Raw genomic sequence first — 17,344 nt, forward strand, 5'->3', positions numbered from 1 at the left:
TCCTATATAGTCGGCCTATATAAAGAACTAGGCCATATCCACATTGCCAGCAAATGTGGGTCAATTTTTTTGGATGATGCGATGAAAGCTTGCTGGCACTTTCATCGACTTGAATAACATTTGATCTATTCTAGCACATTATAGATAAAAAATAGTAGACGCGAAAAAGAACAGATTATACAAGACCCGCTTTTGCCGTTTCAGCAAAAATCATCTCGACAACCTGTTCTATGGTCAAATTCGTACTATCTATTACTAAAGCACCTGCTGCAGGCACAAGTGGAGCAATCGCTCTATTTGCATCACGCTCATCCCGCTCTTTAATCTTTTTAACTAATTCGCCTAGATTAACAGCTTCCCCTTTTTGCTGCAATTGCTGCAAGCGACGCTGAGCACGTTCTTCTGCCGATGCCGTCAGAAATATTTTAATCTGCGCAGAAGGAAAAACCACCGTCCCCATATCACGCCCGTCCGCCACTAAACCGGGCGATTGCGAAAAAGCACGCTGACGTAACAACAAACCTTCTCGAACTTCTGGAATAGCCGCCAACTTAGACGCGCAATTACCAACCTCTTCAGTTCGAATGGCTTGGGTAACGATCTCGCCTTCTAGAATAATTTCAACTTTACCCTCTTCTGACTGCTGAAACTGTATATCCAAATGCTCAGCCAAGACTTTCAAAGTCTCAACATCATCAGAGGACATACCGTGATGCGATACAGCAAGTGCCAGCAGTCGATATAAAGCACCACTATCAAGTATGTGCCATCCCAGCTTTTCTGCGATTAATTGACTTACAGTGCCTTTACCTGCACCACTTGGACCATCAATCGTAATAACTGGGCCTTGGTTGATCATAACTATTCCTCTTAAAAAACTATTGCGCCACAGTGCAGTGAAAACCTAACTGCATAGCAACACTCTCCAACTCGTTAAATTCTTCTAATAATTTTTGGCAATCATTCACTTTTGTAACCGATTGGCTTCGCGCTCCTAACGCCAACATGGCAAGCGCTAATTTATCATCACCAGCACAATCCAACTCACCACCAAATGGAAGACCACCTTTTATAAGTAAATCACCATTTTCGTAAGCACAACAAATCTTCACATGCTCAAGAGCATCCACTAAAGCCAAGACCCTATCCTCACAATAATAAGGTAGAGAACCGACACCTTGAATACAGCTTTCGCCCTTCGCATAAGCCGCAGCAACACACAACAAAGGCAACTCATTTCTAAATTGGTAAACCTGCTCTGGCAGCAGGGTAAACGATTTTAACTCAGCAAAGCCCGCCTGAAGCTTACCTTCACACAAGCCAAACTCACCTTGCTCAGGAATACATATATTCGCACCAATCGATTTTAGAAATGATAAAAATGCATAAGACACAGAATCCAAACCCGCATTCTCGATTAGCAACTCAGAACCCGGCAACAAGCTCGCCAATAACACCAACCAAGCCGCCTCATACTCATCACCAGATAATACAATATCCGTACCAACCAAAGACGCTGGAACAACGCTAAAGCCGTCGGCATGCTCCAATATGGTCACACCAAAATGACGCAACAACACCTCGCAGTGAGACAATCCCGTCGACAGTGTCATAACAGAACCTTCAACAGGCGAGTATAGCGCCGCCAAAAACGCCGACATACGCAAACGCTCAGAACCTGCCGTCAAATCAATATACACATTAGACGAGACGCCCGGCACAAGACTAACAGGCAGACAGTCGGTCACTTCAGAGACCACATCACCACCCATTTTGCGCACCAAAGAAAACAAGTCACTCATAGACTGATTTAACAATGCACCTTCCGCCACAACAGAGACAGGAAATGACTGCCCAGCCAAAACAGGCAACAACAAATACAAACTTTCCCGCGATTGATGAACATTAATGGGAGCAATAGGTGCTTTTAAACCACGAAGGCCAACCCCATGAACACGCAAGTGATCAGCAGATACCTCCTCAATCACAACCCCCATATCGCGAAAAGCCTGTATTGTAATGCGAACATCACCAGTCAAATCAACGTTCTTTATTTCACTCACGCCTTCAGAAAGCGCAGCTATGGTAATCACTTTATGTGACAGAGATTTGTCACCCAATAAAGAAATATCACCTTTAATCGCAGAAGCAGGCAAAACAGAAACCGATACTGGGCGAACCTCTTTCGTAGAGCCAATTGTACGCTGCTCTAATAACCGAAGAAAATGATCTCGCGCAGACTTAGCACGAGTAAAAACACCAAACATGCTTGCACCATCACCTTGCTCTATCGCAGCGCGCATATCAGCAAGACGATCCGTGAAATGATCTAACGTAGCCAAGGTAGCCTCTTTATTGGCCATAAAGACATCGCGCCACATAACAGGGTCGCTTGAAGCAATCCGAGTAAAGTCTCGAAAGCCACCAGCAGCAAACTTAAAGATATCCTGACTACGCTCACCATTAGCCAATGCATCAACCAAAGTATAAGCAAGGAGATGCGGCAAATGACTTGAAGAAGCCAATACATGATCATGATGATCAACATCCATACTCACGACATCTGCCCCAACGGCACGCCAAAGACGATGAAGACGATCCAACAACACAGGATTACTGTCTGCCAATGGTGTCACTATAGCCATATGCTTCTCAAAAAGAAGAGGATTAGATGCTAATACACCACTCTTTTCCGCTCCAGCAATAGGGTGCCCAGGAATGAAGTTGGTTGGCACATAACCAAAAACACGGCGAACAGATTCAACCACACTACCTTTCGTGGAACCCACATCCGTGACAAGCGTATGCTCAGACAACAAAGGCTTCAGATCCGTTAATACTGACTCCATTGCCCTTACCGGAGTAGCAAGAACAATCACATCCATTTGAGAAATAAATTCAGCCGTCATTTCTGCTGGATGATCAATCACTCCCGTTGAAACACCAAGAGATAATTCCCCTTCTCGACGGTCAATTGCAAACAATGTCGCCAAGCCACGCTCTTTTAAAGCCTTAGCAAATGATCCACCAATCATGCCAAGACCGATGATCATGACATTGCCAAATTTCTTTTTTTCTTGAGACGTCACTGCAAAAGACGCCTTAAAATCACGTTCACCAGCCAAAGCACAACACTCTTATAAAATTGCTAAAGTACAGCCACAGGGTAAGAACCCAACACTTTTACTTCCGATGCACGTTCACGCAATTCATCGATCACGGCACGACACTCGTCATCTTCATGATGACCAACAAAGTCAATGTAAAAGATATAGCCCCAACGACTCATTAATGAAGGACGAGTCTCAAGGCGAGTCATATCCACTCCATGACGTTCGAACGCCTCAAGCAAACGATATAAAGCACCCGGCTCATTTTTTGCACTAATTAGTAGTGATGTCTTATCTTTACCGCTTGGTGGAACATCCTGATTACCAACGATCAAAAAGCGCGTGGTGTTATCAGGACGATCTTCAATATTAGAAGAAATTTTCAATAATCCGTATAGCTCGCAAGCCACCTCCCCCGCAATGGCAGCAATAGCACGACCACTGCGACCAGCCTCAGCCGCAAGACGAGCAGCTTCGGCATTGGAACTCACAGCAATGCGCTCAACATGCGGCCAATAACGATCCAACCAAGCACGACATTGCGCCAAAGACTGCTGATGGGAATAAATATGAGTGACGTCATCGGAGTTAATATTCGGACTCACCAACAAATGATGATGAATACGCTCCTCCACTTCACCGCATATTTTTAAACGCGAGTCACGAAAGCTATCTAACGTATGATTAACAACACCTTCTGTCGAATTTTCAACCGGCACGACACCATAATTAGCTGCACCAGACTCCACTTCACGGAACACCTCATCAATAGCAGCCATCGGCGCACTAACAATAGATTTACCAAAGTGCTTCAATGCCGCTTGCTGTGTAAAAGTGCCTTCTGGCCCTAAAAACGCGATACGCATTGGCTTTTCAAGAGCCAAACATGAAGACATAACCTGTCGAAAGATCTTCGCCATCTCTTCATTACCCAAAGGCCCTTCATTGCGTTCCATAACTCTACGCAACACTTGAGCTTCACGCTCAGGGCGATAAAACACGACGGCCTCATCCCCCTGCTCAGCCAATTTAACTTCGGCCACTTTTTGAGCACAAGTTGCTCGCTCGTTAATCAGCATTTGTATTTGCGAGTCAATGGAATCGATACGATCGCGCAATAAAGGCAGCGTATCTGGTACTGCTTGTTTGGAATTTGACATGCTATTAAATATCCGTAGAGGTTAGTGTCTTAAAAAGTTTTATCCGTGGCGCTCTTCAAAACCACGCATAAATTCAATCAAAGCCTCAATACCTTCCATCGGCATTGCGTTGTATATACTTGCACGCATCCCACCAACAGAGCGATGCCCTGCCAAGGTGCGCAGACCAACCGCCTCAGATTCTTGCAAAAATAGAGCCTCAAGTGACTCATCCGCAAGAATAAATGGCACATTCATTCGAGAGCGGTAGACAGGATCAACAGGGTTTGAGTAGAAATTACTAGAATCGATAAAGTCGTAAAGCGCTTGTGCCTTACGGATATTGATCTGTTCAATCGCCTCAACACCACCCTGCGCCTCTAACCACTCAAACACTAAGTCAGCTAGATAAATAGCAAAAGTTGGCGGCGTATTGATCATCGAATCATTTTCAGCCAAATGAGCAAAGTTCCAAATGGCCGGCAAATCATCACTAGAACGAGCTAATAAATCCTTACGAATAATGCAAATAACCACACCCGCTGGACCAACATTTTTTTGTGCGCCAGCGTAAATCACACCGTATTTACTGACATCTACTTTGCGAGACAAAATAGTTGAAGATAAATCCGCAACAATAGGCAAATTTGTTTCTGGCAAGTCTGCAAACTCTAAACCACCAATGGTTTCATTTGGACAAATATGTAAATAAGCAGCGCTTTCATCTAATTCTAGCGTAGAGAAATCAGGAACTGTGGTGTAGTTTTGAGCTTTAGAGGAGCCAACCACACTAACTTTTGTGTATTTTTTCGCCTCTTTAATTGCCTTTGAAGACCAAGCACCGGTATCCAAAAAACAAGCCGACTCAAACCCATTAGCCAAATTCGCAGGAATTTGAGAAAACAAGGTAGATGCACCACCTTGAACAAACAAGATTTCATAGTCATCACTGATATTCATCAAGCGCGACAAACGAGCCTTAGCTGATGCCAAAATAGACATAAACTCAGAGCTACGATGACTCATTTCCATCACAGAAACGCCCGCACCATGCCAATCTAACAATTCAGCCTGTGCTTTTTTCAAAACCGCTTCAGGAAGCGCTGCGGGACCAGAACAAAAATTATATACTCGGCTCATCCTGCTTATTACCTCTAGTATTTTCAGGATCTATCTACAACAAAAGCGACGCACCTAAGTGCGTCGCTTTATTTTCTATTCCGTATCGCTATCAAGGATATCAGGAGATTCGCCACCATCATTCGGTGCTTGATCAACAACTGTAGTATCATCTACCTCATCGATCTCAACATCTTCTTCTTCATCATCTTCAACAACACGCTCAATGCCAACCAAGTGCTCATCGTTGGTCAAACGAATCAAAGTAACACCTTGAGTATTTCTACCCTGACATGACACTTCCGTCACACGGGTACGAACCAAAGTACCTTGATCAGTAATCAAAATAATCTCATCAGTTTCATCAACCTGAGCAGCACCAACAACAGGGCCATTACGCTCAGAAACCTGAATACCGATAACACCTTGACCACCACGACCATACACAGGGAAATCTTCTACCAAAGTACGCTTGCCATAACCATTTTCACAAGCCATCAACACAGCAGAACCATCCTGAGGAACAATAAGTGAAACAACCTTAGCATCTTCACCCAAACGAATACCACGTACACCTGCTGCAGTACGCCCCATTGCACGAACATCAGATTCTTTAAAGCGGATTGTTTTACCAGAAGATGAAACCAACATAATATCGTTTTCACCATTAGTAACAGACACACCAACCAACTCATCGGTTTCATCTAAGCTTAGCGCAATCAAACCAGTCGAACGTGGGCGCGCAAAATGCTGCATCGCTGTCTTCTTAACTGTTCCATTTGCCGTCGCCATAAAGATATAGCTACTAGCCTCAACAATGGCATCATCAGAAACATCATCATCCGCTTCGGAATCAGCCTCAACCGCTTCAACAACAGGTAAAGGCAATAGTGCGGATATAGACTCACCTTCTCTCAAAGGTAATAAATTAACAATAGGACGACCTTTCGCACTACGGCTAGCTACCGGAATCTCAAACACACGCAACCAGTAAACTTTACCAAAGTTACTAAACAGCATGATTGTGTCATGACTACTAGTAACCAACAAATGCTCGATGTGATCCTCATCTTTCATGCTCGCAGATGACTTACCGCGACCGCCACGACGCTGAGCTTGATACTCAACTAATGGCTGGGATTTCGCGTAACCTGTATTCGAAATCGTCACCACCATTGGCGCTTCATCAATCAAATCAGCAATAGTCAGATCTTGGCGAGACGTCAGAATTTCAGTACGTCGTGCATCACCAAAAGTTTCTTTAACTTCTTGCAGCTCTTCACGAATCACTTCCATCAAACGATCTGGATTAGACAGGATATTGAGTAACTCGCCAATAAGCTCAATCAGAGTCTTATATTCACCCAGTAACTTATCGTGCTCCAAGCCTGTCAAACGATGCAGACGCAAATCCAAAATTGCTTGAGCTTGATCAGGTGATAAATGATATGCACCATCAACAAATCCGTAACCAGCCTCAAGATCATCAGGGCGGCAAGCATCAGCACCAGCGCGCTCAAGCATGGCAACCACATCACCCGGCTCCCAAGACTCACTAACAATTTTTTCTTTTGCTTCAGCTGACGTCGGCGATGTACGGATTAGCTCAATTACACGATCAATATTCGCCAGAGAAACAGCCAAACCTTCTAAGATGTGGCCGCGTTCACGAGCTTTACGAAGTTCGAAAATCGTACGACGAGTAACCACTTCACGACGGTGTTTAACGAAGCACTCAAGAATTTGCTTGATATTAAGTAACTGAGGACGACCATCAACCAAGGCCACCATGTTAATACCAAACACTGACTGCAACTGAGTTTGTGTGAATATATTATTCACAACAACATCAGGGTTTTCACCGCGACGCAACTCGATAACGATACGCATACCGTCTTTGTCAGATTCATCACGAAGCTCACTGATACCTTCCAGTTTTTTCTCTTTAACTAGCTCAGCGATTTTTTCAATCACTTTCGCTTTGTTTAACTGGTAAGGGATTTCAGTGAAAACGATGGACTGGCGATTGCCTTTCTCCATGTCTTCAAAATGGTGACGGGCACGCATGTAAATACGACCGCGACCAGTTTTATAAGCTTCAATAATACCAGCGCGACCATTAATAAACGCCCCAGTAGGGAAGTCTGGCCCTGGTATATGATCGATAAGCTCATCAATAGTAATGTCAGCATTATCAATAACTGCCAAACAACCATCGATAATCTCACCAAGATTATGAGGTGGGATATTAGTCGCCATACCTACTGCAATACCCGCCGAACCGTTCACTAACAGCCCAGGAACTCGCGCAGGCAATACTTCTGGCATAAACTCTGTGCCGTCATAGTTAGGCACGAAGTCGACGGTTTCTTTCTCTAAGTCCATCAAAAGATGGTGAGAAATTTTCGCCATACGGATTTCGGTATAACGCATTGCTGCAGCACTGTCACCATCGACAGAGCCGAAGTTACCTTGACCATCAACCAAGGTGTAACGCATTGAGAAAGGCTGCGCCATACGAACAATCGTATCGTATACAGCAGAATCACCATGTGGGTGATATTTACCGATTACATCACCGACGATACGCGCCGATTTTTTGTACGGTTTATTCCAATCATTTTTAAGTTCATTCATCGCAAATAGAACGCGACGGTGAACAGGCTTTAACCCGTCTCGCACATCAGGTAATGCTCGACCTACAATTACACTCATGGCGTAATCTAGGTAAGATCCCTTAAGTTCATTTTCGATACTGACGGGAATAATTTCTTTGGCTAATTCACCCATAGATACAATCGATCCTTATGCCTCGGAGTCAAAAAGACTCCCTAATATCTTTTTATAAGCGCCGCATTGTAACATAAGGAAATAAATAACACCCCTTCAAGGAGCATGTTTTGTTGCTCTATATCGCATTTATAGAATCCATCTACGGAACACTCTCTTTAACAAAGCAAGTTTGCTATTGGTCACCTCTGAGGTTGGCGCTATACTAGGATAACGTAATAAAAATAAGCATCGCCTCCACTACCTTAAGAAGCATTTCAGAAAACAGGCGATCGGTTCAGTACAACGAACATAGCTTTCTCACTCTTAGCGACATTGAAAAATGGAAAACAAAACATGACAAACACTCAACAGAACAACGTAGACCTGAATGAAGTTGCGAAGTTTGAAGCACTTGCGAGCCGTTGGTGGGACACAGAAAACGAATTCAAACCATTACATGATATCAATCCGCTACGTACCGATTATATCAGCGATAGAGCCAATGGATTGCAAGGAAAGAAAGTCATCGACGTAGGTTGCGGTGGCGGCATTCTATCTGAAGCGATGGCAAAACTAGGTGCAAATGTGAAAGGCATCGATATGGGTGAAGCCCCCCTTGCCGTAGCAAAACTACATAAAGAAGAATCCAAACTCGACATTGATTATGAAAAAATCACCGCTGAAGAAATAGCGCAACGAGAAGCAGGCCAATATGATGTTGTCACCTGCCTTGAAATGCTTGAGCACGTACCCGACCCATCTTCAGTTATCAAAGCCTGTATGACTCTAGTAAAACCAGGTGGTCACGTATTTTTCTCTACGATCAACAGAAACCCGAAAGCGTACCTTTTTGCCATCGTTGGCGCAGAATATATCTTAAAAATGCTACCAAAAGGAACTCACGATTACGCTAAATTCATCCAGCCAGCAGAGCTCAACAATTATGCAAGACAAGCCGGATTAGAAGTTACTCACATGACAGGAATGACATACAACCCTCTCACCAAAATATACAAACTTAATGACAAAGATGTGTCTGTCAACTACATGATGCACACCAAAAAAAACGAAGCCTAAGCAAGGCACAAGGAGGAGATATGTTTGATTATCAAGCCCCAAGCCAACTACTTAAAGACAAGGTAATCCTTGTTACTGGAGCCGGTGATGGCATAGGCAAAGAAGCCGCAATCACCTACGCAAAACATGGCGCAACCGTCATACTTTTAGGCCGCACAACAAAAAAACTCGAAGCGGTTTACGATTACATCGAAAAACACCAATACCCACAAGCAGCCATTGTCCCACTGAATCTTGACGGTGCTGCCGAACACGACTATATCGAACTTGCTAACACTATAGAAAATGAATTCGGCCATCTTGATGGCATCCTCCACAATGCCAGTCTACTGGGCGAGCGAACCAGTCTAGCAACCTACGATCCAACACTGTTTGAACAAGTTATGCGTGTCAACGTCACCAGCCAACTAATGCTGAATCAGGCCCTTCTGCCTATTATGCAAAAAGCAGAGCACGCCTCCATAATATTTACCTCTTCAGGCGTTGGGAGAAAAGCAAAAGCTAACTGGGGAGCCTACGCGGTATCAAAGTTCGCCACTGAAGCTATGATGCAACTACTATCCAGCGAACTAGAAAGTCTATCACCTAACATTCGGGCTAATGCCATAAATCCGGGCGCAACAAGAACCAACATGCGAGCAAACGCCTACCCTGACGAAGATCCCAAAACACTCCCCACCGCAGAAGAAATTATGCCGATTTACCTCTATCTAATGGGTAAAGACAGCCTAACAGTGAACGGCAAATCGCTGGATGCCCAATAGAATAATCCGACACCATATGCAATGGGCCAAAGCCCATTGCATCCCACCACATGCTTCAGTTAATCTGAAGCCATGACCAATATCAGAAAAAAAGTCTCCACCTATTACTTTCTACTTATGGCACTTGCATCTTTTTCGATACAAGCGGATACCTCGTATCCTATCGAAAACAACACAACCCCCAAAATAAGCAATCACATGAACCAAGACAATACGTCATTTCAAGCAGCACAAGAAAGCAATCAAGCCAGCCCACAACAAACCAACAGTAGCGCAGTAGAAGTGATAAATGATCAAATTATTAACATACCTAACAAAAGCCTCACCGACAAAAATGACTACCACCTCATAACTCTAACTAACAACCTAAAAGTATTATTAGTAAGCGACCCGCAAGCTGAACGTTTTGCCGCATCACTATCAGTCAATGTCGGTAATTTTCAAGACCCAGACAACCAACAAGGGTTGGCGCACTTTTTAGAGCACATGCTTTTTCTTGGTACTAAAAAATACCCAGAGGCGGGCAACTACCAATCCTATATAAATACTCATGGCGGCTCCCATAACGCTTATACAAGCACCGACACAACAAACTTTTACTTCGACATCAAACCCACCGCATACGAAGGTGCTTTGGATAGATTTTCGCAGTTTTTCATCAACCCACTTTTTAGTGAATCACTCACTCAGCGTGAGAAAAATGCCGTTGATTCAGAATACAAAGCTAAACTTCAGGACGAAAGCAGACGAAATACCCAAGCACTAAAAACACTAATCAATCCCAAGCACCCATTTAGCCATTTCACTGTTGGCAGCCTAGACACCCTCAAAGACCAGCCAAATAACCCACTAAGAAAGCAGTTACTCACACTTTATAAAGAAAACTATTTTAGTGAGAACATGGCGCTAGTTATGGTAGCAAACTTACCCTATAACCAAATGGCCACACTTGCTCGTCAGTACTTTTCAGATATCCCAAGCGAAAAACCTAAGACAGAAATACACTACCCAACACTCATCCCAAAAGGTAAACTACAACTACAGTTTGTGCGTTCATTAATCGACAACAGCACATTAAGTTTTTACTACCAAATAGACGCCCAAAATAAAAACTACAAGACCCAACCAACACGCTATTTATCTTATATTTTAGGCAATGAGAACAAAGGATCACTATATGCGTTCCTTAAATCCGCAGGACTAATCAACGGAATTTCAGCAAGCACGAGTACAGACTATGGCGACAACGCATTATTCACTGTCAGAATAGCTTTAACAGATGAGGGATTGAAAAAAATAGACACAGTAGCCAAGCATTTTTTCGCCACTGTTAGCACTTTAAAATCCTCCCCCATCAACCCAATGTATCTACAGGAGGGACTAAAACTTAGCCAGCTCATGTTTAACAATCAAAGCTATGTCGACCCACAAAATCTAGCTAGATCCCTATCTGCAAGAATGCTTAAAACACCACCGGAAGACATTCTCAGTTGCTACCGCCTAGAGTCTACAGCAGACGAGAAACAAGTTCGCCATTTACTAAAACAACTATCTCAAGAAAACCTTTTAGTACAAATAACATCAAATCACGAATTCCCAGAAAGCTGGGCCGATCAAAAGCCAACATGGCAAACAGAACCCTGGTACCAGAGCAAATACAGCAATAATAATTTCAGCCAACTATTTTTAGACATCATCAATCTATCAGTAAAAAGTACACAAGTTAGCTTGCCCGAAAAGAACACTTTCATCCCTGAGTCTTTAGATTTAATTGATAAAAAAGACACAACCCCATCAATCATTTTTCAAAAAAAGGGATTCACCTACTGGAATAAATCTGACTCAAGCTTTGGCAAACCCACCGCCATGAACTTTCTAGCAATACGTTTTGCCGATGCTGCAGATACACCAGAACACACCCTACTCAACAGATTATGGAGTCGCCTTTTCAATGATAGCGTAAGCGAATCAACCTATGCACCATATGTTGCAGGACTGGGTTACGCATTTTACCCCCACGTCAACGGCGCAACCTTACGAACCAGCGGCTATTCAGACAAACAAAATGCCTATATCACTTGGCTAGTTGATCAACTTTTCTTATTTCGCCCGACACTAGAGCGATTCAAACAAGCCAAAACACAACTAGAAAAAGATTTAAGCAACCAAAAAAGCCGACAAGCCTATAGCAACGCTAGTAGCGCACTAAGCACATTGATTACTAAAAATAGCTTTACCACCAAACAACTTGAAGATGCACTGGCACAACTTTCTTTAGAAGACCTTCGAGAATACACAAAAAAGGCACGCGAACATTTTGATGTAGTTGGCTACAGCACAGGCAATTTAACTAAGGAACAGACAGAAAAACTTGCAGACTCGATTTATCAACGTTTTAGTGATCGCCTCACCCCTAGAGAGCCACTGGAAATTGAAACCAAAAATCTCACCACTCAAAAGAAATACCACTACCAGTTCGAATCAACAAGCGACGACAAGGTGATTTTATATGCGCTAATAGACACCAGCGCACAGACAACAAAAAAAGCCATTACAGAAAAAGCTTATTTTTCAATACTAAGAAAACTAATAAGCAGCCCTTTTTATCAGGAGCTAAGAACCAATCAACAGCTTGGCTATATTGTTGGAGCACAAGACCTCAGCATTAGGAACACACCAATACTAGGATTATTAGTACAATCCCCCAACAACGACAGCCTAACGATCATTCACTCTATAGAAGACTTCCTAAAGGAACAGAGAAATAGATTACCCAACATATCGGAAAAAGATTTTTCACAAGCTAAAAACGCCCTACTAAGCGAACTGAAAATGACCTCCAAAAACCTAAGTGACAATGCAATAAATGAATGGCATCAAATTGCCAAACCAGACCCAGATTTTCTAACCCGCGAAGAATGGATAAACAACGTAGAAAAAATTCAGCGAGAGGACTTTATTGCTTTTATAAATCGCAAACTGCAATCAACAGATACGACAAAAATAATCATTCACAATAAAGCATTTCCAAAAGAACTCATCGAGCAACAAGACTGGAGAGAAACATCACCCAACTCCCCCAACCTTTAAAATAAGGCTACCTAGACAACCTCAAAAGCCTCAACCACCAATCAGCTTCTCTAGCTTCTCTTGATCTGTTGCTGGGGCACCCTTAGCCCCGCTTGCTGCAGGAGCAACCCCTTTGCCAATTGGTGAAAAATCACCAACATCTGGCTGCACCTTATCAACTGACGCATCATCTTTTTTGGCTTGATCACCAAAAATACCAATCTCCGGCATCATCCGAAGACGCTTAGCCTGAATGTCTTCAGGTATATTCCCAGTAAACAGAACCGTAAACGGAGCTTCTTCGGTGCGCTTGTTCACTTCATCGTAAATAGCCTGTTCCCGCTCAGCAATGGCATTCTCTTCCAAATACGACATACCTTTACCATCAGCCGTTATCACAATATTTGGCCCCAATGTCGTTTTTGCCTTTTCAGCCGGAATAATTGCAACCTCTTCTTTGGAGCTAACCACAACTTGATGCTGCGTATGGATTACCTGATTACCGTAAATGATATCGACAGGCTGACGCTCTATTGTCTGAGCATTCGCAAGCAAGGACAAAGCAGAAAACAACCCCAATGAATATTTCATAACCACCCCAGAGTAAGACCTTATTCACTATAAGAGATAAAAACACATAAAAAAAGGAGCTCAAGCGATACCTGAACTCCTTTTTTGTCTCTTTTAGTAAAAACTAAAGAGTAATTACTTCAAAATCTGCTTCTGGGTTTGCTTCGGCATCATAATCAACACCATCTACACCAAAACCAAACAGCTTCAAGAATTCGTCTTTATAAAGCTGATAGTCCGTTTCAGCAAATAAATTCGCATCATTTACTTTCGGCCAAAGCTCACGACAAGCTTGCTGAACATCTTCACGTAATTCCCAATCATCCAAGCGAAGACGATTTTTATCGTCTGTCAACTCTGCAGGATTATGGTTATTGTACAAACGCTCTGCGAACATACGATAAATTTGATCCATACAACCTTCATGGATACCTTTCTCGCGCATTACCTTGAAGACCATCGCCAAATATAGCGGCATTACTGGAATTGCTGAGGAGGCCTGAGTAACAACTGATTTCAATACAGCAACGTTCGCGCCACCGCCAATTTTAGCCAATTGAGCATCGATAGCAGCGGATGCACGATCCAAATCCTCTTTCGCCTTACCTAACGCACCATGCCAGTAAATTGGCCAAGTAATGTCAGAGCCAATGTAAGAGTAAGCCACAGTACGCGTACCTTCAGCTAATACACCAGCTTCTTGCAAAGCAGACATCCAAAGCTCCCAGTCCTGACCACCCATAACAGTAGTCGTAGCAGCAACTTCTTCTTCTGTCGCCGGCTCGATTTCCGCTTCAATAATCACGTCTTTATTCGTATCAATCGCAGTAGAACGGTATGGCTGGCCAATAGGCTTAAGAACCGAACGAACAACTTCACCCGTTTCTGGCATTTTACGAACTGGAGAAGCCAACGAGTAAACCACCATGTCAATTTGACCAAGATCTTGCTTAATCAAATCAATAACGGTTGCACGCGCTTCGTTTGAGAAGGCATCACCATTAATGCTTTTAGCATATAAACCTTCTTCTTTGGCAACTTTATCGAATGCCGCAGAGTTATACCAACCCGCTGTACCTGTTTTCTTATCTGTACCTGGCTTTTCAAAGAAAACACCTATTGTAGCTGCGCCAGAACCGAACGCTGCAGCAATACGAGAAGACAAGCCATAACCACTTGACGCACCGATTACAAGTACTTTTTTAGGACCATTTTCGATAGCCCCTTTGCTTTTAGTAAAAGCAATTTGCTCTCTTACATTTTGCTCACAGCCTACTGGATGTGTTGTTGTACAGATAAATCCGCGAATCTTTGGTTTTATGATCATAATATCTTCTCAACGTCATGTTTTGCTTACGTCTTGCCAGACAATCCCTTCAAATGAGGCAGGCAAGACAAATCTGCTTGCCATGATACAATAGCCGGACGAATATGTCCTGATTCTGCTAAAAATTCAGAACCAAAAATCACTGAAACATTGAGAGAATACCGTGCACCTACTTGTCATCGGCTATGTCTGGCCAGAACCTAACTCATCTGCCGCTGGCAGCCGAATGATGCAATTACTTAATTGTTTTTATAAACAACAATGGCAAATATCATTTGCGAGCCCCGCACTACAAACAGAACACATGACAGACCTATCTCAATTAGGCATTGAAGCGGAACATATCGAACTTAACGATGCTTCTTTCGATACCTATATTGCAGACAAAAAACCGGACATTGTGATATTTGATCGCTTCATGATGGAAGAACAATTCGGTTGGCGGGTTGAAAAATTCAGCCCAAACTCATTAAGAATTCTCAATACCGAAGACCTTCACTCATTAAGACAAGCCAGACACAACGCCCTTAAACAAAATAAAACTTTTGTGGTTGAAGACCTTTATAGTGACCTAGGCATTCGTGAAATCGCCGCCATTCATCGCTGTGACTTAACCCTAATGATTTCAGAAGTGGAAACAAAACTGTTAATTGATGAATTTCACGTGCCAGAAACCCATGCATTTCACCTTCCATTTATGCTACCTAAACCTAAAGACACTGACACTCTAACCAGCTTTGAAGAGCGCCAAAACTTTATTAGCATCGGCAATTTTCGTCATGCACCAAACTGGGATGCTGTCCAGCAATTAAAAACAGAGATATGGCCAAAGATTCGAAAGCGTCTACCAAAAGCAGAAATGCATATTTATGGTGCATACCCTCCACCAAAAGCCACGCAATTACATAACGCAAAAGAAGGTTTTTTAGTAAAAGGCTGGGCCGAAGACGCCCAAAAAGTCATGCAACAAGCTCGACTTTGCTTAGCACCATTACGTTTTGGGGCTGGTATTAAAGGAAAATTGGTTGAAGCTATGCAGGTAGGAACTCCAAGTATAACCACCAGCATTGGCGCTGAATCTATGCATGGCGACCTCCCTTGGAACGGCGTGATCACTGACGATATAGACACCTTTGTCGATGCCGCTGTGTCACTCTATGAAGATAAAGAAAGCTGGCAACTGATGCAACAAAATGGCAATAGAATATTGCAAGCTCGCTATCAAGCAGAAGAATGGGAACCCAAATTAATTAATCGATTGAAGCTACACGTTCAGCTAAAAGAAAGCCTAAGAAAAAAGCATTTTTTGGGATTAATGCTGCGACACCACAGCCTTAAGAGCACGCAATACATGTCGCAATGGATAGAACTTAAAAACAAAAACGAAGATAAGTAACATTAATAAAAAGCACTAGCTAGAAACAAAATTACTTTTAGCCTCTCGCTCGCGAACCTTTTTCATCACCGCCTGCTGAGAGGCTTTATTCATACTGCCCCACAGGCTAATTTCCTTACCAGTACGATAACAGCCCACACAAATATCTTCGTCATTCAAAAGACAGACATTGACGCATGGAGATTTCAACTGAGGTTTTGGCTTAGTCATTTTTAATCAGTACACCTAAAATAAAAGGCCTTAGCAAAGAACTTCACCAAGGCCTCAAATTCTAATATTCAGCGTTATGATAAACGCGCTGAACATCATCCAGGTCATTCAATAGATCTAAAAAGCGGTCAAACTGCTCCACTTCTTCACCTTGAATTTCGGTTGTGTTTTGAGCAACGAATTGAATTTCATCAACCTCAAATTCAATCTCGCCAAATGCATCTGTTAATGCTGTTTTTGCCTTGCTGTAATCGGTATGAGGCGCAAAAACAGTTACTTTACCGTCCTCTAGCTCAATATCTGTTACATCAACATCAGCCATCATCAAGGCTTCCAATACAGCCTCTTCGTCAGTACCAGCAAAAACAAAAATAGCACTGTGGTCAAACATATGACTCACGCTGCCTTGGCTACCGATTTTACATTTCACCTTGTTAAAGCAAGTGCGCACGTCACCAAAAGTACGGTTTGGGTTATCAGACAAACAATCCACGATAACCATAGTATTGCCAGGACCAAAACCTTCGTAGCGAGCAGTATCAAAGTCTTCTCCACCACCACCTTTCGCCTTATCAATCGCTTTGTCGATAACGTGAGTTGGCACCTGATCTTTTTTAGCTCGGTCGATCAGAGAACGAAGTGCCAAATTACCATTAGGATCAATACCACCGGATTTTGCGCAAACATAAATCTCACGGCCGTACTTGCTGTAAACCTTGGCTTTTTGGTCAGACGTTTTTGCCATGGACTCTTTGCGGTTTTGAAAGGCTCTGCCCATTACATATTCCTAT

The 17,344-nt window shown here is 43.0% G+C and carries 13 protein-coding genes; 4 read left to right on the forward strand and 9 right to left on the reverse strand.

Annotation, left to right across the window (positions count from 1 at the left end):
* Positions 1 to 175: 175 nt before the first annotated feature.
* The 5 genes from cmk to gyrA form a co-directional block, all read right to left on the reverse strand.
* Positions 176 to 859 (reverse strand): (d)CMP kinase, encoded by a 684-nt coding sequence (gene cmk, locus B6N13_RS04000; RefSeq protein WP_169458566.1) that lies wholly within the window; start codon positions 857 to 859, stop codon positions 176 to 178.
* A gap of 19 nt (positions 860 to 878) precedes the next feature.
* Positions 879 to 3,125: a bifunctional prephenate dehydrogenase/3-phosphoshikimate 1-carboxyvinyltransferase gene (locus tag B6N13_RS04005; RefSeq protein ID WP_169458567.1), complete on the reverse strand. Its 2,247-nt coding sequence runs from the start codon at positions 3,123 to 3,125 to the stop codon at positions 879 to 881.
* A 23-nt stretch (positions 3,126 to 3,148) separates the two neighbouring features.
* On the reverse strand, positions 3,149 to 4,270 hold the full coding sequence (gene pheA, locus B6N13_RS04010) for a prephenate dehydratase (protein ID WP_012070546.1): 1,122 nt from the start codon (positions 4,268 to 4,270) through the stop codon (positions 3,149 to 3,151).
* Between the two features lie 39 nt (positions 4,271 to 4,309).
* Positions 4,310 to 5,389, reverse strand: a complete 1,080-nt coding sequence (serC, locus tag B6N13_RS04015) for a 3-phosphoserine/phosphohydroxythreonine transaminase (RefSeq protein ID WP_169458568.1) — start codon at positions 5,387 to 5,389, stop codon at positions 4,310 to 4,312.
* 75 nt (positions 5,390 to 5,464) lie between these two features.
* Positions 5,465 to 8,158: a DNA gyrase subunit A gene (gene gyrA, locus B6N13_RS04020; RefSeq protein WP_169458569.1), complete on the reverse strand. Its 2,694-nt coding sequence runs from the start codon at positions 8,156 to 8,158 to the stop codon at positions 5,465 to 5,467.
* A 336-nt stretch (positions 8,159 to 8,494) separates the two neighbouring features.
* Here gyrA and ubiG point away from each other — a divergent pair, with 336 nt between their 5' ends.
* The 3 genes from ubiG to B6N13_RS04035 all read left to right on the forward strand — a co-directional run bounded on the left by ubiG (position 8,495) and on the right by B6N13_RS04035 (position 13,071).
* Positions 8,495 to 9,217, forward strand: coding sequence for a bifunctional 2-polyprenyl-6-hydroxyphenol methylase/3-demethylubiquinol 3-O-methyltransferase UbiG (ubiG, locus tag B6N13_RS04025; RefSeq protein WP_169458570.1), 723 nt, complete (start codon positions 8,495 to 8,497; stop codon positions 9,215 to 9,217).
* A gap of 20 nt (positions 9,218 to 9,237) precedes the next feature.
* Positions 9,238 to 9,981, forward strand: a complete 744-nt coding sequence (locus tag B6N13_RS04030; protein WP_012070550.1) for a YciK family oxidoreductase — start codon at positions 9,238 to 9,240, stop codon at positions 9,979 to 9,981.
* A 198-nt stretch (positions 9,982 to 10,179) separates the two neighbouring features.
* Positions 10,180 to 13,071, forward strand: a complete 2,892-nt coding sequence (locus B6N13_RS04035; RefSeq protein ID WP_169458571.1) for an insulinase family protein — start codon at positions 10,180 to 10,182, stop codon at positions 13,069 to 13,071.
* Between the two features lie 30 nt (positions 13,072 to 13,101).
* Here B6N13_RS04035 and B6N13_RS04040 read toward each other — a convergent pair whose 3' ends face one another.
* Positions 13,102 to 13,641 carry a hypothetical protein gene (locus B6N13_RS04040; protein ID WP_012070552.1) on the reverse strand — a complete coding sequence of 180 codons (540 nt, stop codon included), beginning with the start codon at positions 13,639 to 13,641 and terminating at the stop codon, positions 13,102 to 13,104.
* 103 nt (positions 13,642 to 13,744) lie between these two features.
* Complete coding sequence (fabV, locus tag B6N13_RS04045) at positions 13,745 to 14,947, reverse strand: enoyl-ACP reductase FabV (RefSeq protein ID WP_169458572.1); 1,203 nt, start codon at positions 14,945 to 14,947, stop codon at positions 13,745 to 13,747.
* 163 nt (positions 14,948 to 15,110) lie between these two features.
* Between fabV and B6N13_RS04050 the strand changes: the two genes are divergently transcribed.
* The gene (locus B6N13_RS04050; RefSeq protein WP_169458573.1) at positions 15,111 to 16,343 is read left to right on the forward strand and encodes a glycosyltransferase family 4 protein; all 1,233 of its coding nucleotides are present in this window, start codon (positions 15,111 to 15,113) and stop codon (positions 16,341 to 16,343) included.
* A 15-nt stretch (positions 16,344 to 16,358) separates the two neighbouring features.
* Here B6N13_RS04050 and B6N13_RS04055 read toward each other — a convergent pair whose 3' ends face one another.
* Positions 16,359 to 16,553 (reverse strand): DUF1289 domain-containing protein, encoded by a 195-nt coding sequence (locus tag B6N13_RS04055; RefSeq protein WP_169458574.1) that lies wholly within the window; start codon positions 16,551 to 16,553, stop codon positions 16,359 to 16,361.
* Between the two features lie 61 nt (positions 16,554 to 16,614).
* Positions 16,615 to 17,331 (reverse strand): YebC/PmpR family DNA-binding transcriptional regulator, encoded by a 717-nt coding sequence (locus B6N13_RS04060; RefSeq protein WP_012070556.1) that lies wholly within the window; start codon positions 17,329 to 17,331, stop codon positions 16,615 to 16,617.
* Positions 17,332 to 17,344 lie beyond the last annotated feature (13 nt).

The organism is Marinomonas sp. UCMA 3892 (assembly GCF_012726345.1).
Lineage (GTDB): Bacteria > Pseudomonadota > Gammaproteobacteria > Pseudomonadales > Marinomonadaceae > Marinomonas.